Genomic DNA, 18,924 nt, shown 5'->3' with positions numbered 1-18,924 from the left:
ATGACAGCGGCAACGGGCTAAAGCTCGCTGCCGCTGTCGCTTACTGATTCAGCACCTGCTGTCCGTTCTCATAGTACTCGTTATGGCTAAAGTTACCCTGCTCGTCATACACCTCCCAGGTGCCGAACCAAAAGTAGCGGGTTTTATCACTGGTGTCCTCTATTTTCGCCTGCCCCACCTTGGCCAAAGCCCCGTTTTCGTGGTACCGCTTCACCAGAATATGATCCAGCCTCCGTTTATATTTCTCCACCATAAATAATTTGCCACTGGGATAGTAGTAGCGCCAGGTGCCCCTTTCACTTCCGTGCCTGAAGCGGCCTTTTCGAATCACCGTCTTATCATCCAGCCCCAACACTTTCCACCTGCCATGGAAGCGGCCGCTGTTATCAAACCGGTTTATACGGAAGGGCCAGATTCCTTTCTGATAGTCGCCATCTGGTGCCTTAGCAATAAGTTGCGCCTCTGCCAGAAATGGCAAAAGAACAAACGCACATAATACATAAAACCGCTTCTTCATATAAATGATGCTTTAAGTGTAGTGCTGAAATATTGAAAGAAATAAAAAATATTTTCTAAGTAACTAAACGTTTAGTTATACATAATATTATAATTAAAGTTTTGAAAATTAACCTTGTATAAGCGGTTCTTTAAGTGTAATATGAAACGGTGATCCAAGCTTCGCATATGAAGCCTGTTTCCAGCGTAGCTTCACCTTCCGTTATCACGTAAACAACAGCATACTCTTGAAAAAGAGCGGAGCATTGTGGAGTAGATAAAACTTTTTAGTTTTCACCCTTAGCCCAAAGCCTATGGCAAGCCCTACCAAATCCCCCACTGCCACCGATGGCAGTATGAAAGTATCTAAATCGAGCAGCACCTCTAAAACAAGCAAGACAGCAAAGGCAAAACCTAAAATAACAGACCAGGACACTAAAAAAATATTTGTGCTGGATACTTCTGTTATCCTCTACGACCACAGCGCCATCCAGAACTTTCAGGAACACGATGTAGCCATTCCTATCACTGTGCTGGAGGAGCTTGATAACTTCAAGAAAGGCAACGACATTAAGAATTTTGAGGCCAGGGAATTTATCCGCTTCATCGACAAACTTTCAGCCGAGCACCGCCTGCAGGAGTGGCTCCCCCTGAACGGGAAAAACAAAGGCTACTTTAAAGTGCTGATGAACGAGTCGTCTGATATTGATGCCTTGACGATATTCGGGGACAAGAACGACCACCGCATCCTTAACTCCGCCCTTTCTTTGAAGCAAGAGAAGCCGGATAACAAGATAGTGCTGGTGACCAAAGACATCAACCTGCGGCTGAAAGCCCGGGCGCTCAACATCACAGCTGAAGATTATGAAACAGGTAAGATACAGGATGTAGCCGGTCTCTACACAGGCAACGACACCATAGAAGACGTATCGCCGGCTGTGATAAGTGAGCTGTATGAGAAAGGGGAATGCGAGCCGGACAAAGCGCTGCAGCAAACACCTGCCGATAATCATTACTTTATCTTAAAGAGCTTTAAAAGCTCCATCTTAGCTTTTTATAACGCTGCTGAAAAGAAGCTCGAGCGGGTAGACAAGCTGACAGCTTTCGGCGTAAAGCCACGGAATGCGGAACAGGCTTTTGCCATCCATGCCCTCACAAACCCGCAAATAAAACTTGTAACCGTACAGGGAGTGGCAGGAACAGGCAAAACGCTTCTTGCACTTGCATCTGCCCTGGAGCAGCGCCGGGAGTATAAGCAGATTTACCTGGCCCGGCCTGTCGTGCCGCTGAGCAACAAAGACATTGGCTTCCTGCCCGGCGATATTAAATCGAAGCTGAACCCTTATATGGAGCCGCTCTGGGATAACCTGAAGTATATTCAGAACCAGTTTGCCGAGACAAGCAAGGAGTACCAGAAGATACGGGACATGGTGGACCTGGAAAAGCTGATGATTACGCCCTTGGCCTATATACGTGGCCGCAGTTTATCGAATATTGTTTTTATCGTGGACGAAGCTCAGAACCTGACACCACACGAAGTAAAGACTATTATATCACGTGCGGGTGAAAACACCAAAATCGTTTTCACCGGAGACGTTTACCAGATAGACACCCCATACCTTGACTCACAAAGTAACGGCCTCTCCTATTTGATTGACCGCGCTAAGAACCACCCTTTATACGCGCACATCACGCTGCTGAAAGGTGAACGCTCTGAATTGGCAAACCTGGCAAACGAGTTATTGTAGCTAAACCCAAGTACATAAAAACAGAAATCCCTGCGTTAGAGACAACGCAGGGATTTCTGTTTTTATGTACTAAGGATTTTCTTCTTATCTCTTGTCCTAAGTTTTACTTCCTTTCTCCTAAACAGCCTACTTCCGTTTTAAGTACCTTGTCTGCAGAATGTGCATGTGGTGCAGTTCGTGCGCTGCCATCACGTGGATAAGCCCCCGCAAAGATATTTCGCGTCCGTTGGCTACCCCACGATTGTTCATCATTTCAAAAGTAAAGCTGCGGAACATGGCCATGTTAGAGCGTCTTGTCAGCTCATATTCATCCAGAAGGCTTTCCAGAGGGCGGATGTTTGCCAGCGAATTATAGACGTATTTCCCTTCGTCCCAACCAGGCAGCGCGGCTTCCTCTCCCCTGCTAATGCAAAGGGCACGATAGCCAAATATCCGATCCGAGTCGATGAGGTGTTGCAGCACTTCTTTCATTGTCCACTTTCCTTCGGCATAAGCTTCTTCTGCACGCTCGTCAGAAATTTTCCTGAACATGTAACGCAGGTCTGCTGCCTGCTTCTCAAGAATGTAAAGAATATCGCCTTCTGGCAAGAGGTTCATGTACTCCTGGTAATAATCAGGATACTCCTCTATTGTAGGTCTGTTGATGGTGATCGGCATATGCTATTTCTACTTTAACGCTTTCTTCTTACTGTTACTCAATATTAAAGTTTTCAGCCCCAGCAGTCCCTTTTCCGCCTCATCCTGCTTTCTGTACGTTCTTAGCAAACAGATGACTCTGTCCCATGGATTTTCCCCGTATACTGCCTCCTGTCGCCAGACAAGTTCAGTGCCTCCCTCTACTTCTGTCAATGTAAAGGAGCCATGCAACCTGCTGGTGTCTGCATCATCGCTTTCCAGATACAGCAGTGATGTTGGACTGGTGCTCCCGGTAAAAACCACCTGCCCGTTTCCAACCCTGTCTCCGCTCCACTGCATACGAGCCCCTGTTCCTGCCATTGGGCCTCCATACAGGTAAATCATGCTGGGGTCCGTCTGCTTGTTCAGAACAGTCCATTTCTCCCACTCCATCGGGTTGTTCAGGTATGTGTAAACCTCTTCAGAACTGGCATTCAGCACAATGCTTTGCTGCACCTCCAGTTGCGTAGGTAACTGGTATAGAGCACCGGCCAAAGCTGCTGTTAGCACAAGCAGCGTTGAAATCACAATTGTGATCAGCTTCATAGAAGACTCATTTTTTATTTATCTATACTAAAGATTGGAGGGAGTAAATTACACTAATTTAAATGAGCTTTCAGATATGAAACAAGCACTGCGGCAGGATATTTTTTTCACTCTTTTTTGAGAGCTATGCAAGACCTACTTTACCTTATTCAGCCTAAAAGGCTTTAGCCACGTAGAGGGTATTGAACACATTAAAACCAACAAAAACAGATATGCTGAACGACTGGATACATCAAGGATTAAAATACTCACAGAATCCGATCTTTAAAAGTATTCTTGGAAAATCAGGCAAGCTGCTTGCAAAACCCGCCAAACTTGGCCTGCTCTTGACCTCTGCCTATGGCAAACTTGTAGAGGTAGACAGTAATAAAAGTGGGTTTGACCAACTGAAGGAATTCATGCTTACTTTCATCAGGCTAGTGAAATCGTACATCAACGGAGATTACCGCAATGTATCCAGCAAGTCTCTGCTCATTGGCGTGGCGGTGCTGCTATACTTGGTAACTCCCCTGGACATTATCCCTGACTTTATACCCGTGATAGGTTTACTGGATGATTTAACCCTGATGGCCTGGTTTATAGATGCTTTTCAGACAGAAATCAACAAGTTCAGACAATGGGAAACCGACACAAACTTCGACCATTCCCGCATAGGTTCTCTTTAATAAGTTACACGATAGTTATAGCAGCTGTGCAGGAATTAAAATTTCTGTCCATGAAGTGAAATCTGCATCTACAACAAAGGCCGGCTCTCGACAGAGAACCGGCCTTTGTTATTAAGTAAATAACGTTTTGTATGCAGCACAATAAATCGCTGCACAATAGACAGGCATTGAATGACAGGTGCTTTGTTTAATGCTGGTGGAAAGCATCTGAAACAAAAGAAAGCACGGTTGGCAGCGCCTCACGCCAATAGGTCCAGGTATGTCCGCCGTCCCTTACCCGGAACTCGTGCGGGATTTCATTCTTGCGCATCGCTATATGGGCTAAAGCATTTCCTTCAAAAAGAAAATCATCATCGCCACAATCAATGTACCAGCGCACTGCCTTTTTCTGATCTTCCGGCATGTTGGCAATCAACTCAAGCGCACTGTGGCGCCTGTAGTGCGCCTCAATTGCTTCATCAGATGCTGTGACTGGTTTGTTGCCAATCCGCTCCATAAACGTTTTGGCATCAGCGAGAGAAAGAGGCCCTACCGCAGCACTTAAGGGGCAGGCTGATGAGAAAAGGTCCGGGCGGTGCAGCGCGTACATAAAGGAACCGCCGCCCCCCATAGATAAACCGGCAACAGCCCGGAAACGCTTTTCGCCTTTTATGCGGTATTCTTTTTCTATGTAAGGCATGAACTCATCAAAAAAGAAATCTTCATAGCGCCACTCCCCTGTCACGTCATTAAAATATCCGCGCTGCCCTGTATTGGCATCGGGCATCACAATCACCATAGGGGTTGCAGTCCCCTCGTTGATGGCTTTGTCTGCTATTCTCAACACTTCCCCAAACTGCACCCATCCCGTCTGATCATCACCGGCGCCATGCAGCAGGTACAAGACAGGATAACTGCGTTTGGAACTGTCGTAGTCCGGCGGCAGGTAAATGGAATATTTCCGGTTGTCCTTCAGGATTTTACTTTTCAGCGTCAGGTTGTCCATGACGCTTCCGGTGGTTTGCGCGAACAAAGCAGCCGGAAAAAGCATGATAACGGTTAAGAAGCCAATGATGTATTGTTTTCTCATATACTTATGATAGGATGATAAATCAGACGATTAAAAACGCTCTTCTTCAATAGGTAATAATAACAATTTGATTAATATCTGACTATTCTGATTTCCATTTTCTGCTGCGAAATGGAGCATTTATCTTTCTAGTGCAGAAAGGAATTGCTAAAGAAAGATAAGGCTTTCGCAATCAGAGTTGCTTGAAAAAAGTATGTTATCAATGATAAGGAACTGCATTTGAGGCTTTGATAAATGCCCCTAAGCGAGCAATATTTCAAATTAACATACAATTTCTAAACTATAGGACTAAGAATTCGTTTCTCTAGTAACAGAACAATCTTTAAACTAAAATAAAACTATGGACACATCAGCAAAAGATTTAAAAGAAAAAGCAGATAGAGCTAACCCAAATCACAAAGAAGGACCGGTAGCATCAGCTATCGAAAACTATACTTCTAAAATTCCATCTGATATATTCTTATGGGCTGCATTAGGCTCTATGGCAATTTCTGCAACATTGAAAATCATGAGAAAAGATGAGGAAGCATTGTTCGTAGGACAGTGGGCTCCATCATTTTTACTTTTAGGTAATTATAACAAGATGATTAAGCTTTCAGGCTACGAAACTGACAAGTAAGTAAATCTGAAACCTATAAAAAGAGAGGGAGCATACGCTTACCTCTTTTTTTATGCCCAACACGCAGCATTGCTGCCACCGCCTCTCCCCTGTAACACTTTTATCAGGCGCCTTCATATACAGCATGTAAATTCATTATCAGAGCATCATTCACAGCCACGACAGAATTATAAAACTGACATAGTTTCTTTCTGTTTATACCATAGCCGCACCATACATATAAGGTGTGTTTAAGCTCCCTGCCCAAGGCTATTCTAAAACGAGATGCTCCTGAATGATGCAGTGCAAAGAAAAAACCTTCCTTTATTTTGCTCCATTCTTCAAAATTAACCTACCTTTGCCGACCGAATGAACATTCAATTGGAAGTAATACCGGAATGGAGCCTTTAGCAGAGAAGAAAAAAGCGATATTGGAAAGTACTTTAGAGCTGGTGAAAGAGAACGGTTTCCACGGCACTCCTATGAGTATGGTGGCCAAAGAGGCTGGCGTTGCTGCCGGTACTATTTACCATTACTTCGACAGCAAAGAACGACTGATTTGTGAATTATACAGCTATGTAAAGCAGCGAACGATTGATGCCTTACAGGCAGGTGATAATGAAGACCTGCCCTATCAGGATCGGTTTTTCGCTATCTGGATGAGCCTCTATACCTTCTACATTAAAAATCCGAATGTGCTGAGGTTCTTCGAGCAATTTGTGAATTCCCCTTATAACACGAATAAAGTAGAGGTAAGACATGATGAGTTTCACAGCTTATTGTATCTCTTCTTTGAAAAAGGAATTGAACAAGGCCACCTCCGGCCAGTAAATCCGGAAATTTTAGGAGTTCTGGCACACGGCAGCATCATCACCACCGCGAAAGTGTACGGCCGTGGCAAAATTCAAATGGGTGATGTGGAGTTGAAACAAATAGCCCGGATTCTATGGGATGGAATGTCGGTGCGGTAACCGCTGGCAGCTTTCCTTGTTATAGCTTACATCTGACCAAACAATGAAGAGAATTTACACAAACCAACTAATGTTTAAACATGAAGCCGATGAAGCCCTTCAAGTATGATTTAAATATTATAAATTCGCTTGCCGCAACCACCCTGTGAATCGGCAAGCTTACTACGCAATCGACCCAATCAGATAATAAATTTTACCGCACTATTTCATGAAATTAACCCAACGACTAAAGCCATTGTTACTGGGGTGCCTGCTGTACCCCACGCTCCTGCTGGCACAAGGCAATACGGCTTCGGTTACAGCACCAGAGGCACTTACACTGCAGGAGTGTATAGATTATGCTTTACAAAACCGGGCGGCAGTTGAACAGGCTGTGCTTGATGAAGAAATCGGAGAAAGGGATATCAAGGCCGAACTCGCTGGCTGGTATCCGCAGGTATCGCTGGGGTATGGCGGCACCAGAAACCTGAAGCTCCAGCAGCAGCCATTCGGAGACCAGGTGATAACTCTCGGAAGGAATTATACTTCTAATATACTACTCCAGGCAAACCAGACGATATTCAGCAGCCAACTCTTGTTGGCTTCTAAGGCATCACGCTTTACAAGACAGCAACTGGACCTGAACACCATCAACACAAAGATCAACACAGTAGTAGTGGTGAGCAAGGCTTTTTATGATGTGCTGCTCACCATGGAGCAAATCAGGATACTGGATGAGAACGTGGTCCGGCAGGAAAGGCAGTATAACGATGCCCGAAGTCGGTTTGAAGTGGGGCTTGTAGATAAAACGGATTACCAGCGCGCCTCCATCACACTGGCCAATATCCGCAGCGACCGGAACAGGGCCATGCAGGCCATCGGTGCAAAGGAGGCTTATTTGAAGCAGTTGATGGGGCTGCCGGTGGAGTCCGAGGTAGAACTGGCATATGATTATGAAGCCATGCAGCAGGCGGTACTGGTGGATACCACAGAGATAGTAGATTTTGCTAACCGGGTAGAGCTTCAGCAGCTTCAGGCCCAGCAGCAGCTTCTGCGCCTGAACACAAGTTTCCAGAAGTGGAGCTTTCTGCCTACAGCTTCAGCCTATGTTAACTATAACTCCCTATACTTCAGCAACCAATTCTCCGATCTTTATAACGAAGCCTTCCCTACCTCTGCGGTGGGCCTGCAGCTCTCCCTTCCCCTGTTTCAGGGCGGCAGAAGACTTCAGAACCTGAAGGCTGCCCAATTGGAGGAACAACGCGCCGAGGTGGAGGTAGAAAACACGCGCAGCATCATCAATACAGAATACCAGGCAGCCCTGGCTGATTACAAAAGCGATTATTATGAGTGGGTAACGCTTCGGGATAATCTGGAAGTGGCCCAGGAGGTGTACGACATCATTCAGCTACAATATGAAGAAGGTATAAAAGCTTACATCGAGTTAGTGGTGGCAGAAACCGAACTCAGAGCAACGCAGCTAAACTATTATAATGCCCTTTATAATGTGCTGTCCAGCAAACTGGACTACCAGAGAGCTTTAGGCAACATAGAGATAAACAGATAAAAATCAGCAACTTCAATAAATAATGAAAAGGAATTTACCATGGCTCATGGCTGCCATTATCGGGCCGCTGGTGCTTGTATCATGTGGCGGTGAGGAGAACAACGCCCAGCAACAGAACCCTGCAGCCGCTGCTGTACCTGTTAATACTTATACGGTAGAAGAAGAACGCGTAACAGGCACCGACACCTATCCGGGTTCTGTGGTGCCCCTGCAGGAGGTTGAACTGCGCCCGCAGGTTTCCGGCTACATTACCAACTACTATGTGCAGGATGGCCAGCGCGTAACCAAAGGCCAGCGGCTGTATGAAATTGACAGAAGCAAATACCAGGCATCCTTCCAGCAGGCGCAGGCAAACCTCCAGAGCGCCAGAGCCAACCTGGCAAGGGTGGAGAAAGACCTTGAACGCTACGAACGATTGGCAGAGCGCGAAGCCATTGCCCGGCAGCAGGTAGATTATGCCCGCACGGATGTGGAGACGGCCCGGTCGCAGGTGGCCGCGGCAGAAGCGCAGGTGAATAGTGCCTCCACCGATCTGAGCTATGCCACCATCGTGGCTCCTTTTGATGGCACGATTGGTATTTCTCAGGTGAGAGTCGGGGCGCAGGTGTCGCCGGGTCAGCCACTCCTGAACACGATTTCCTCTACCGAACCGATTGCCGTTGATTTTGTGATAAACCAGCAGGAAATCAGTCGCTTCAGCCTGCTGATGCAGGGAGACCAGCCAGATTCTCTGTTTACAATCATGCTCAACAACCAGACGGAGTACCCTTACCCTGGAGAAATAGTAGCCATCGACCGGGCCATCGGGCGCCAGACAGGTACCACCACTTTACGGCTGCAGTTCCCGAACAGGGACCGCACACTAATACCCGGCATGAGTGTGACGGTGCGCGTGCTGAACCAGGATATTGGGGAGCAACTGGTGGTACCTTTCCGGGCGGTGACTGAGCAGCTGGGAGAATACTATGTGTATGTGGTGCAGGGCGATTCTGTGAACCAGCGGAACGTAACGCTGGGTACAAGATTCGGTTCTGATGTGGTGGTGCGCGAAGGCCTGGAAGAAGGCAGTACCATTGTGGTGGAAGGCACACAGCGGCTGCGCCAGGGCGCCAAAGTGCAGGCAGATGCTCCTCAGGCACAACCCGCTGCTGCTGCAAGATAAAATTTGTACAGAAATACTTTCGAAAGAAACATGATATCAGATGTATTTATAAGAAGGCCCGTCACCTCCATCGTCATCTCGCTGGTGATTGTGTTGGTTGGCCTGCTGGCCATGATGAATCTACCCGTTACGCAGTACCCGAACATCTCTCCTCCTGTGGTGTCTGTGTCTGCTATTTATACGGGTGCCGATGCGCAGACGGTAGAACAGACGGTGGCAACGCCTGTGGAGACACAGATTAACGGTACGCCGGGCATGGCCTATATCACCTCCACCAACACCAGCAACGGCCAGATGAACATGAGCGTGACCTTTGAGATAGGCACCGACATCGACATCGCCACGCTGGATGTGCAGAACAGGGCCAGTATTGCCGAGCCAAGCCTGCCCGAGGAAGTAAGGCGCCTTGGGGTGACGGTGCGAAAGCGTAACCCGAGCATTATGATGGTGGTGGGTATTTTCTCGCCAAATGGAACCCACGGTATCGAATACCTCGACAACTATACCAACATCTTTGTGCGCGATGCCTTGTTGCGTGTAAATGGCGTGGGTGATATCAATGCGTTGGGGCAGGACTTCAGTATGCGTATCTGGTTAAAACCGGATATGCTGGCGCAGTACAGCATCAGTGCGAGCGAAGTGACAGGCGCTATCCAGGAACAGAACCTACAGGTTGCTGCCGGTACGGTTGGAGCCAAGCCGCAGTACGATACACAGGCTTTTCAATACCCTATTACGGTAACCGGCAGACTATCTACCCAGGAAGAGTTCGGGGACATTATTGTGCGCACCAACCCGGAAGACGGCTCTATCGTGTACCTGCGGGATGTGGCCAGGATAGAATTCGGCAGGTTTGACTACGGAAGAGCCTCCACTATCAACGGTAATCCGTCGGCCATTTTGCTTTTATACCAGGCGCCCGGCAGCAATGCCCTGGAAACAGCGGAAGGAGTTTACGCTGCCCTGGATGAGCTGAAGGAGTCTTTTCCTGCCGATGTAGATTACGTTGTTTCCTTTGAAAGCGTGTCTGTGGTGCAGGTTTCTATCAATGAAGTGGTGCACACGCTCGTAGAGGCACTTATACTGGTGATCATCGTGGTGTTCCTGTTCCTGCAAAGCTGGCGTGCTACGCTGATACCGATCCTGGCTATCCCGGTGTCCATCATTGGTACCTTCGTATTCTTTATTCCGCTTGGCTTTACCATCAATACCCTGACGCTGTTCGGGTTCGTGCTGGCTATTGGTATTGTAGTGGATGATGCCATTGTAGTGGTGGAAGCGGTACAGCATTACATCGACCACGAGCGCATTTCAGCGAAAGAAGCAACCCGCAAGGCTATGAAGGATATTACAGCACCGGTTATAGCCATTGCGCTTATACTGGCCGCAGTGTTTATTCCAGTGGGCTTTATCCCGGGTATTGTAGGCCGGCTTTACCAGCAGTTCGCTATCACCATCGCCATCTCTGTTCTGATTTCCGCTTTTGTGGCGCTTACGCTTACGCCGGCGCTTTGCTCCATCATGCTCAAGCCGATGAACGTGGACAAGAACTCGAGGGGCCTGAACAAATTCTTCTATAAGTTCAACAACTGGTTTGCCCGAACAACAGCGTCTTATTCCGGCGGTGTGCGCAGAAGCATCAAGGCTGCCCCACTGGTGCTGGTGCTGCTGGCTTGCTTATATGTTGGTACCGTTGGCTTATTTGCAACAAAGCCAACAGGTTTTATCCCAACAGAAGACGAAGGCCGTGTAATTGTATCCATCGAATTGCCGGAAGGCTCCTCTGCCTCCAGAACGGAAGCCATATTGGCTGAAATGGGTACCATTTTGGCTGACATTCCTGCTATTAAGAACTATACTGCCATTGGTGGCCTGAATGCCATTAACTTTTCCTTTAAATCGAACAGTGGTACTTTCTTCCTCCAGTTACATCCCTGGGCCGAAAGAGAGAACGAGGAGGAGCAGCTGGCCGGCGTAATGGCCACCCTGAATCAGCGGCTAGCTGTAATGAGGGATGCGAACGTAGTGGTAGTGGCTCCACCAGCTATTCCCGGGCTTGGTAACTCCGGTGGTTTCAGCTTTATGCTGGAGCAACGCGCCGGAGGCGGGAGTCTGAAGGACTTCGAAGCTGTGATGGGACAGTTTGTAGGGGCCGTGAACCAGCGACCGGAAATAGCCAGTGCTTATTCCTTTTTCAATACCCGAACCCCAGGCTACCATGTAGAGGTAGACCGGGAAAAAACGAAACAGCTGGGTGTGAACATCGCGGATGTTTACGCCACGATGTCTTCCCTGATGGGTAGCCGGTACGTAAACGACTTCTCCCGCTACGGACGTAACTTCCGGGTGGTGGCCCAGGCCGATACAGCTTACCGTATGGACATCCAGAGCCTGAACCAGTATTACGTGATGAACAGGCAGGGTGAGTCCGTGCCATTGAGTGCACTCGTAACTTCCAACGTCGTAGAAAATGCTTCGGTTATCTCCCACTATAACCTGTTCCGTTCGGCAGAGGTGATGGGTAGCGCCGCACCCGGTTACAGTAGCGGTCAGGCCCTGGCCGCTCTGGAGGAGGTGGCGGCTGAGGTGCTGCCAACCGGCTATGGCTACGACTTCTCCGGCCTGAGCCGCGAAGAGCTTGCTGCCGGCGATAGCACCATCTATATCTTCTCGCTTTCCGTGTTGCTGGTGTTGTTACTTTTGGCGGCGCTGTATGAAAGTTGGTCTGTGCCATTCTCCATCCTGTTTGCCATACCTTTGGGCATGTTTGGCGCTATCCTGGCGCTTACCCTGCTGCCAAGGCTGGACAATAACGTGTATGCCCAGATTGGTATGATCACGCTGATAGGTCTGGCTGCCAAAAACGCAATTCTGATTGTGGAGTTCGCCAAGGAGCGTGTAGACCGTGGCATGGAACTGATAGAGGCAACGATTGAAGCCGTGAAGCTGCGTCTGCGCCCGATTATCATGACTTCCATGGCCTTTATATTAGGTGTGGTTCCGCTGGCGATGGCCACTGGCGCCGGTGCCGTTTCGCGCCAGACAATCGGATGGGTGGTAATTGGCGGTATGCTGGCAGCTACCTTCCTGGCTATCTTTGTGGTGCCGGTGCTATACGTGATAATTACGAGAGTAGCATATGGTAAGAAAGAGCTTGCCAGGCTCCGCGAAAACTATAGACCAGGAGAAGACGAAGGTGGTGACCCAGCCTATGTTAATCCGCACGCCTAGTTATTCTTTTCTTTATTTCAAGCAGAAAGCCCCGGCCAAATTGGCCGGGGCTTTCTGCTTATGTAAGTTACTGTTTCTGATACCTAACCTTTCTGACTTCTATCACAAAAAAAATATAATATAGCAATTGGCTTATTAAAGCTAAAAGCATACTTTAGGTGCAACAATTAATCTCCCTACCATGAAAACAAATTTAAGTATGAAGAAAGCCACAGTGCCCTTTTTTATATTTTTCCTGTTGCTGCAGCTAGTACAGGCACAGGATATAATCACTAAAAGAACCGGTGAAAAGGTTGAGGCCAAAGTATTAGAGATCTCTACACTGGAGGTAAAGTACAAGCTCTTTACAAATCTGGAAGGGCCCACCTATGTTGTCCCAAAGTCTGAAATCATGCTGATCCAGTACCCGGACAATACCAGCGAAACGTTTGAACTGAATGAAGCCGCACCTGTAGTGGCATTAGCTTCTGCTGATGCAGAGGCACCTGCCGCTTCAAAGGCTACGGCCTTACAGCTTTATAACCAGGGGCAGACGGATGCCATTACCTATTATGACGGATACAAGTCGGCTGGGACAGCAGTTTTAATTACAAGCCTGCTGTCCCCTGTATTAGGCCTTGCCCCTGCTATTGGAACTTCCGTTACTACTCCAAAACAACAGAATTTAGATGCTCCGGATAGTTCTTTACTACAACAGCCTGATTATGCATCCGGGTATCGCAAGAAAGCACGCAAAATCAAGGCTGGTAAAGTTTGGACAAACTGGGCCATTGGTTTGGGCACTAACGTAGTATTGATCTTGCTTCTAAATAATAGCTGACAAAAAATCTATTCAAATAAAAAGCCTCTGCCAGCAAAGCAGAGGCTTTTTATTTATAAAATCAGCCCGTACAGCATTACTGCCCCTTGCCGCGCATCTGCTTCTCCATTGCATCCCACATTTCCTGCGGTATCTGGTCGAAAGAATTGAATTCACCGGCGCCATAGAGCCACTCACCTCCGTCTATGGTCACGACCTCTCCATTAACAAAAGCAGCATAATCTGACACCAGATAAGCCGCCAGGTTGGCCAGCTCCTGGTGCTCTCCGAAGCGGCCTACTGGTATTCGCTTCACCGGGTCCAGCTTGTCCGCCAGCTGCTTCGGGAACAGGCGCGTCCAGGCACCTTCGGTCGGGAAAGGACCGGGAGCAATAGCATTTGAACGGATACCATACTTGGCCCACTCTGATGCCAGGGAACGTGTCATAGCCAGTACGCCGGCCTTGGCGCAGGCAGAAGGCACCACATAGCCTGAACCGGTCCAGGCGTAGGTTGTGACGATATTTAATACAGCCGCTTCCTGCTTCTGCTCAATCCAGTGCTTTCCTAAAGCAAGGGTACAGTTATAGCTTCCCTTCAGTACAATGTCCGTGATCACATCGAAGGCTTTATGACTCAGGCGTTCTGTGGGGCTCACAAAATTACCCGCTGCATTATTTACCAGCACATCTACGCTTCCAAACGTTTCCAGCGCACGCTGCAGCATCTCCTCAATCTCATTATACTTGCGTACATCACAGGCTATGGGCAACACTTTACCGCCTGTCTCCTGCTCCAGTTCTTTGGCTGTCTGCTCCAGCACTTCTATTTTCCGGCTGCAGATAACGGCATTTGCCCCAAGTTCTAAAAAATATTTCACCATAGAACGGCCAAGTCCCGTACCACCACCTGTTACAATGATAGTTTTGCCATTCAGAGCGCCCTCTTTTAACATAGGTTCTGCTTTCAGCATAGTTTTATTCGTATAAAGGTTCATGCGGAGACGAAGCTACCGCTATCAGATTTATATAAAGATAATAATAGCTCTGAATTTGTACAGAAAAGTATTCTTGATTTAATAACGCGACTGGTATATGAACAAAGACCAACTAGAAAAGGAATTAAACCAGGCGGTAGACGGCCTGTTAATGAAAAGCGAAATTGAAGCACCCTTCGAATTCTTTTACCGGGAGCTTGAACAAGGGGAACAGTTTTCTTCTGAAAAAGTAACGGAATGGACAGGAGAAGCGGCAGGTATGGAGGTGGCCACAAAAGAGCTGGACGAATTTTTTAATGAAACGGGAGGGATAGCAGCGGACGCCAGAAACAAAGGAGAGAGTAATGAACAACGTACTCAGATGCTCAAGTCCAGGCTAAATGAGCTTCTAGAGGATGTAAAAGTATACATGATTACTGAAATAGGCACGCAGGTATTTATTCTGGGCAAAACAGAAGACGGTAACTATGCCGGGCTGCGCACTATGGTGGTAGATGATGAAGCCTCTGTAGAATAAGCTGCCCTTCGCCTGTTCAAAGAAAGAGGAAGAATAAGTTATACAGCGTGATCCTGTACCAGTTTCCCGGCGGCAATGATGCCGCTGAGGCAAACACCTACAATGCCCTGCCCCGGATACACGGTGTCGCCACAGAGGTAGGCGCCACTGTGGTCGAGGCGGGCATCTTTCATTTGCCAGGGCTTTACGTGGCGGTACTGCGGGTAGCCCCCCACGGCACCATAAGCCCGTCGGGTCCAGAAAATCCAGGCGCCGGGCGTAGCTGACTGATTATAGAGGATATCTTCTCTACGTATGAGCCCCCTGGCTACCAGTGCATCTAAAATGGCAGCTTCGATGATTGCTTTATCTTCTATCTTTTTTTGCTCCGGGTGCTGCACATGGGTGCTGATACTGGCAACTACTTCTCCATCCAGAGCCCGCTGCCGGTCTTCCGGATGGCTGAAGCTGATAAAAATGCTCTTGCTTCCGATGATGGGCAGACCATCCGGGGCGTGGACCTGGTGATGCAGTACTTCCGGAGCAGGATGCCCCTTCAGTACCAGACCCATCGTAAAGGCTCCGTTCAACATCTCAGAGGGCATCACATATTTTTGCAGCTTCTGCCCTATCTTTACATCCTCAAACAGCTTTTGTGTATTGTTCAATGGAATACCACTGATCACAAACCGGCTCTTGAAGCTGCCTTTGCTGGTAGTTGTCGTATAACCATCCTTCTCTTTTGAAACGCGCTGTACCTGGTGCCCATACAGCACTTCGGAACCTTGCTCGCTGATATAGGAGACAATGGGTTTCACTAAATTGATGAGCCCGCCCGGAACGTAGTAATTACTGTACAAAGTATAGCATAGGGCCGTCGCCCCGAACAGTTCGTTTACTTCTTCCAGTTTATTCTGGGCAGTTATCAGCAGTTGCTCATTTACAAAATCCACGAAGAGTGTATGCTGCAGCAGTCCGTAATGGCGCAACATGTCCTCCATCGTCCGGAATGCTCCTGACATGAGTTTTAGCTGTGCTGGTCGTGCGCGGGCAGCAGAAAATAGCAGGTCTTTGACATTGGAGAAAGGGAAGCTGCGTTGCTGCAGCGAAGTCCGCCACACCTGCTGACTGATTTTATAGCAGTGCTCCCAGAAGGGCCGCTGGTTATGCTTGCCGAAAACCCGCTCTGCTTCTGCGATCCAGGCTTCCAGGTTTCCGTAGCGTGTGAGCGTTTCTCCGTTTGGCAGGTGTACCTGCATCGGAGGTTCCAGTTTCAGAACCGGTACCTCCACCTCTATTTCATCCAGCAGGTAGCGCAGCGGCATGTGTTCATCCAGCCCAACAAGTGTCGTAGCGCCTGTCTCAAACCAGTAGCCCTTGCGCTTAAAGGAGGAGGAACACCCGCCAGGATATTTTGCCTGCTCCAGCACCCCTACCTTCAGCCCCCGCTTTGCCAGCAGTGCAGCCGCCGTCAGGGAACCAAAACCAGAGCCAATTATGATAACATCATAGTTCATTTATGCTTTACTTTACACAGTAATCTTCTTATAGCACTGCTTTCTTAAACAGCACGCGCCTGATTTTGTTAGAAGAGACAATGACAGTATAAAAACACAAACAAAAGTGGGTAACAAAGACGAAGTAAGTATAATGGGCTGTGGATGGCTGGGCCTGCCGCTGGCAGCGCAATTAGTCAAGGCCGGTTACAAAGTAAAAGGTTCTACCACCACGCCCAAGAAACTGGAGTTGTTGGAGCAAAAAGGTATACATCCTTACCTGCTTAATTTGCAGGATGAACAACTGGACCGGGAGGCACTTAAGGATTTTTTAAAGACACAGGTGCTCGTGCTGAACATCCCGCCGCACCTGCGCTCCGATGGCGGCGAAGGCTACCTGGAGCAAATGCACCTCCTCCTGGAATTCCTCTCTGACTCCCCTGTTAGCCGTATTCTGTTTGTCTCCTCCACATCCGTTTACCTAGACCTGAACAGGGTGGTAACCGAGGAAGACATTGCTTTCACAGAAGAGCAGCAACCAGACCATATGTTGCTGCAGGCCGAAAAGCTGTTTCAGGAAAACGACGGCTGGCTAACGACCATTCTGCGCTTCGGTGGATTGGTGGGAGAAGACCGAAGACCCGGGCGCTTCCTGGCCGGAAAGAAAAATGTGCCAAATGGTGATGCCCCTGTAAACCTGATCCACCTGGAAGACTGCCTGACAATTATACATCGCCTTATAGAGGGAAATATATGGGGACATGTTTTTCACGCCTGTGCCGATAAGCACCCCTTGCGCAAGGAATTCTATACACAGGCCGCCCTAGCACTTCGCCTAACCCCTCCGGAGTTCAAGGACATGGATGAAACCCGGTTCAAGCTCATCAACAGCCAGAAAATAAAGGATGCGTTAGCTTACAACTTCCTCCACCCCGACCCTATGGGCTTCTTTTAGTATCTTTAAACCGATTGTTGATTATTTGTTGTTGATGCTTTTAGATGAAAATTGGTGCCAGAAATTATACTCGCTTTAATACAGGCACATCGGTTTCATCTTAAATCAATCTAATAGAAGATCAGCAATCAACAACAAATAATCAACAACAAATAATGTCTACAATTGTAGTAATAGGTGGCGGTGCGGCCGGTTTTTTTGGGGCAATTACCTGTGCGCAAACTGACCCTACAGCCAGGGTGCTGCTGCTGGAAAAATCAGGCAAGCTGCTCGCCAAGGTGCGTGTTTCTGGTGGAGGGCGCTGCAACGTAACGCACCATTGCTTTGTACCAACCCTCTTGTCGCAGCATTACCCACGGGGAGCCCGGCAACTGAAAGAGGCTTTTAAAGCCTTTGGATCACAGGAAACAGTCGATTGGTTTTCAGAGCGTGGGGTGCAATTAAAAGCAGAAGCAGACGGCCGTATGTTCCCCGTCACAGACAATTCCGAAACGATCATAGAATGTTTGCTGCAAGAGGCAAAACGGGTGGGTGTTCAGATCCGGACCGGCGCTGGTGTTGAAGGCATAGTGCCTGAAGAAACTATAGCAGGCCAGCAAAAGTTTAAACTGCAGCTCAGCTCCGGCGAAAGCTTAAAAGCGGATAAGGTATTGGTAAGTACAGGAGGCAACCCCAAAGCTTCAGGCTATGACTGGCTGCGGGCGCTGGGCCATAAGATACAGGAACCGGTGCCATCGCTGTTTACGTTCAACGTTCCTTCCTCTCCTCTGAAGGAGCTACAAGGCGTATCGGTGCCAAAGGCAAAAGTACGCGTGGCAGGCCAGAAATTGGAGTATGAGGGGCCGCTTCTCATCACGCACTGGGGCTACAGTGGACCTGCCGTTTTAAAGTTGTCTGCCTGGGGTGCCCGCTTGTTCCATGAGCAGCAATATACTTTCACCGCCCTCATCAACTGGATACCGGACTATACAGAAGAAAGCCTGCGGGAGCATTTGCAGGCTTACCGGCAGGCGCACCCCAAAAAGGTGGTGAGTACCAATCCGCTGTTCGGACTGCCGCAACGCCTCTGGAAAGCCCTCACAGGTTTAACCGGAGTGCCTGAAGAAGTTCGATGGGCCGAAATGCCTGGCAAAGGCACAAATAAACTAGTGGAAGCGCTACTGCGCCTGCCGGTAGAGGTAAAAGGCAAAACGACTTTTAAAGAGGAGTTTGTAACCTGTGGCGGCATAGAACTTGGTTCTGTGAATATGAAAACAATGGAGAGCCGTGTACAACCGGGGCTTTACTTTGCAGGGGAAGTACTGGATATCGACGGCATTACAGGTGGTTTTAACTTCCAGGCTGCCTGGACCACTGGTTACCTGGCAGGTAAAGCCATGGCAGGTGCCTTGGTCTGAACAGCTTCATTTAAGTGTTGTGGCAACTATTTTAGTATAATATCAGTACATCTGCATATTAGACACTAAAATCGTATA

The 18,924-nt window shown here is 48.3% G+C and carries 17 protein-coding genes; 11 read left to right on the top strand and 6 right to left on the bottom strand.

Annotated elements, in window-relative coordinates; translation table 11 throughout:
• Positions 1 to 40 precede the first annotated feature (40 nt).
• On the bottom strand, positions 41 to 517 hold the full coding sequence (locus DXT99_RS17075) for a toxin-antitoxin system YwqK family antitoxin (RefSeq protein ID WP_115566794.1): 477 nt from the start codon (positions 515 to 517) through the stop codon (positions 41 to 43).
• 334 nt (positions 518 to 851) lie between these two features.
• On the opposite strand from DXT99_RS17075, the gene DXT99_RS17070 reads away from it, so the two are divergent.
• Positions 852 to 2,243: a PhoH family protein gene (locus tag DXT99_RS17070; protein WP_115566820.1), complete on the top strand. Its 1,392-nt coding sequence runs from the start codon at positions 852 to 854 to the stop codon at positions 2,241 to 2,243.
• A 126-nt stretch (positions 2,244 to 2,369) separates the two neighbouring features.
• Here DXT99_RS17070 and DXT99_RS17065 read toward each other — a convergent pair whose 3' ends face one another.
• Both DXT99_RS17065 and DXT99_RS17060 read right to left on the bottom strand, forming a co-directional pair.
• Positions 2,370 to 2,900: a DinB family protein gene (locus DXT99_RS17065; RefSeq protein ID WP_115566793.1), complete on the bottom strand. Its 531-nt coding sequence runs from the start codon at positions 2,898 to 2,900 to the stop codon at positions 2,370 to 2,372.
• Between the two features lie 9 nt (positions 2,901 to 2,909).
• On the bottom strand, positions 2,910 to 3,464 hold the full coding sequence (locus DXT99_RS17060; RefSeq protein ID WP_115566792.1) for an SRPBCC family protein: 555 nt from the start codon (positions 3,462 to 3,464) through the stop codon (positions 2,910 to 2,912).
• Between the two features lie 212 nt (positions 3,465 to 3,676).
• On the opposite strand from DXT99_RS17060, the gene DXT99_RS17055 reads away from it, so the two are divergent.
• Positions 3,677 to 4,129: a YkvA family protein gene (locus DXT99_RS17055; protein WP_115566791.1), complete on the top strand. Its 453-nt coding sequence runs from the start codon at positions 3,677 to 3,679 to the stop codon at positions 4,127 to 4,129.
• A 187-nt stretch (positions 4,130 to 4,316) separates the two neighbouring features.
• Here the strand turns inward: DXT99_RS17055 and DXT99_RS17050 are convergent, their stop codons facing one another.
• Complete coding sequence (locus DXT99_RS17050) at positions 4,317 to 5,159, bottom strand: alpha/beta hydrolase (RefSeq protein ID WP_394851333.1); 843 nt, start codon at positions 5,157 to 5,159, stop codon at positions 4,317 to 4,319.
• A gap of 379 nt (positions 5,160 to 5,538) precedes the next feature.
• On the opposite strand from DXT99_RS17050, the gene DXT99_RS17045 reads away from it, so the two are divergent.
• From DXT99_RS17045 to DXT99_RS17020, 6 genes are all read left to right on the top strand, one after another.
• The gene (locus DXT99_RS17045; RefSeq protein ID WP_115566789.1) at positions 5,539 to 5,817 is read left to right on the top strand and encodes a hypothetical protein; all 279 of its coding nucleotides are present in this window, start codon (positions 5,539 to 5,541) and stop codon (positions 5,815 to 5,817) included.
• A gap of 377 nt (positions 5,818 to 6,194) precedes the next feature.
• A complete protein-coding gene (locus DXT99_RS17040) occupies positions 6,195 to 6,767 on the top strand; it encodes a TetR/AcrR family transcriptional regulator (RefSeq protein ID WP_115566788.1) in 573 nt (190 codons plus the stop codon).
• Between the two features lie 208 nt (positions 6,768 to 6,975).
• Complete coding sequence (locus tag DXT99_RS17035) at positions 6,976 to 8,313, top strand: TolC family protein (RefSeq protein ID WP_115566787.1); 1,338 nt, start codon at positions 6,976 to 6,978, stop codon at positions 8,311 to 8,313.
• A gap of 22 nt (positions 8,314 to 8,335) precedes the next feature.
• Positions 8,336 to 9,475 carry an efflux RND transporter periplasmic adaptor subunit gene (locus tag DXT99_RS17030; RefSeq protein ID WP_115566786.1) on the top strand — a complete coding sequence of 380 codons (1,140 nt, stop codon included), beginning with the start codon at positions 8,336 to 8,338 and terminating at the stop codon, positions 9,473 to 9,475.
• Positions 9,476 to 9,505: 30 nt separating this feature from the next.
• A complete protein-coding gene (locus tag DXT99_RS17025; RefSeq protein WP_115566785.1) occupies positions 9,506 to 12,706 on the top strand; it encodes an efflux RND transporter permease subunit in 3,201 nt (1,066 codons plus the stop codon).
• A 199-nt stretch (positions 12,707 to 12,905) separates the two neighbouring features.
• A complete protein-coding gene (locus tag DXT99_RS17020) occupies positions 12,906 to 13,526 on the top strand; it encodes a hypothetical protein (RefSeq protein ID WP_147294243.1) in 621 nt (206 codons plus the stop codon).
• A gap of 76 nt (positions 13,527 to 13,602) precedes the next feature.
• On the opposite strand, the gene DXT99_RS17015 is transcribed toward DXT99_RS17020, so the two are convergent.
• Positions 13,603 to 14,478, bottom strand: coding sequence for an SDR family oxidoreductase (locus DXT99_RS17015; RefSeq protein ID WP_115566783.1), 876 nt, complete (start codon positions 14,476 to 14,478; stop codon positions 13,603 to 13,605).
• A 121-nt stretch (positions 14,479 to 14,599) separates the two neighbouring features.
• On the opposite strand from DXT99_RS17015, the gene DXT99_RS17010 reads away from it, so the two are divergent.
• The gene (locus DXT99_RS17010; RefSeq protein WP_115566782.1) at positions 14,600 to 15,019 is read left to right on the top strand and encodes a nuclease A inhibitor family protein; all 420 of its coding nucleotides are present in this window, start codon (positions 14,600 to 14,602) and stop codon (positions 15,017 to 15,019) included.
• 38 nt (positions 15,020 to 15,057) lie between these two features.
• Here the strand turns inward: DXT99_RS17010 and DXT99_RS17005 are convergent, their stop codons facing one another.
• A complete protein-coding gene (locus tag DXT99_RS17005; RefSeq protein ID WP_115566781.1) occupies positions 15,058 to 16,515 on the bottom strand; it encodes a phytoene desaturase family protein in 1,458 nt (485 codons plus the stop codon).
• 106 nt (positions 16,516 to 16,621) lie between these two features.
• Here DXT99_RS17005 and DXT99_RS17000 point away from each other — a divergent pair, with 106 nt between their 5' ends.
• Positions 16,622 to 17,449, top strand: a complete 828-nt coding sequence (locus tag DXT99_RS17000) for an SDR family oxidoreductase (protein ID WP_115566780.1) — start codon at positions 16,622 to 16,624, stop codon at positions 17,447 to 17,449.
• Positions 17,450 to 17,604: 155 nt separating this feature from the next.
• Positions 17,605 to 18,846, top strand: coding sequence for a BaiN/RdsA family NAD(P)/FAD-dependent oxidoreductase (locus DXT99_RS16995; protein WP_115566779.1), 1,242 nt, complete (start codon positions 17,605 to 17,607; stop codon positions 18,844 to 18,846).
• The last annotated feature ends 78 nt before the right edge of the window (positions 18,847 to 18,924 follow it).

Origin of the sequence: Pontibacter diazotrophicus, assembly GCF_003367245.1 — a bacterium.
Taxonomy (GTDB): domain Bacteria; phylum Bacteroidota; class Bacteroidia; order Cytophagales; family Hymenobacteraceae; genus Pontibacter; species Pontibacter diazotrophicus.
This window is presented reverse-complemented; position numbering and strand designations above follow the sequence as displayed.

Bases quoted from the DNA above. Each gene is read 5' to 3' on its own strand.
- DXT99_RS17050 (WP_394851333.1), bottom strand. From the start codon at position 5,159: ATGCTTTTTCCGGCTGCTTTGTTCGCGCAAACCACCGGAAGCGTCATG.
- DXT99_RS17060 (WP_115566792.1), bottom strand. From the start codon at position 3,464: ATGAAGCTGATCACAATTGTGATTTCAACGCTGCTTGTGCTAACAGCA.
- DXT99_RS17040 (WP_115566788.1), top strand. From the start codon at position 6,195: ATGGAGCCTTTAGCAGAGAAGAAAAAAGCGATATTGGAAAGTACTTTA.
- DXT99_RS17055 (WP_115566791.1), top strand. From the start codon at position 3,677: ATGCTGAACGACTGGATACATCAAGGATTAAAATACTCACAGAATCCG.
- DXT99_RS17035 (WP_115566787.1), top strand. From the start codon at position 6,976: ATGAAATTAACCCAACGACTAAAGCCATTGTTACTGGGGTGCCTGCTG.
- DXT99_RS17005 (WP_115566781.1), bottom strand. From the start codon at position 16,515: ATGAACTATGATGTTATCATAATTGGCTCTGGTTTTGGTTCCCTGACG.
- DXT99_RS17020 (WP_147294243.1), top strand. From the start codon at position 12,906: ATGAAGAAAGCCACAGTGCCCTTTTTTATATTTTTCCTGTTGCTGCAG.
- DXT99_RS17025 (WP_115566785.1), top strand. From the start codon at position 9,506: ATGATATCAGATGTATTTATAAGAAGGCCCGTCACCTCCATCGTCATC.
- DXT99_RS17075 (WP_115566794.1), bottom strand. From the start codon at position 517: ATGAAGAAGCGGTTTTATGTATTATGTGCGTTTGTTCTTTTGCCATTT.
- DXT99_RS17030 (WP_115566786.1), top strand. From the start codon at position 8,336: ATGAAAAGGAATTTACCATGGCTCATGGCTGCCATTATCGGGCCGCTG.
- DXT99_RS17015 (WP_115566783.1), bottom strand. From the start codon at position 14,478: ATGCTGAAAGCAGAACCTATGTTAAAAGAGGGCGCTCTGAATGGCAAA.
- DXT99_RS16995 (WP_115566779.1), top strand. From the start codon at position 17,605: ATGTCTACAATTGTAGTAATAGGTGGCGGTGCGGCCGGTTTTTTTGGG.
- DXT99_RS17070 (WP_115566820.1), top strand. From the start codon at position 852: ATGAAAGTATCTAAATCGAGCAGCACCTCTAAAACAAGCAAGACAGCA.
- DXT99_RS17045 (WP_115566789.1), top strand. From the start codon at position 5,539: ATGGACACATCAGCAAAAGATTTAAAAGAAAAAGCAGATAGAGCTAAC.
- DXT99_RS17065 (WP_115566793.1), bottom strand. From the start codon at position 2,900: ATGCCGATCACCATCAACAGACCTACAATAGAGGAGTATCCTGATTAT.
- DXT99_RS17010 (WP_115566782.1), top strand. From the start codon at position 14,600: ATGAACAAAGACCAACTAGAAAAGGAATTAAACCAGGCGGTAGACGGC.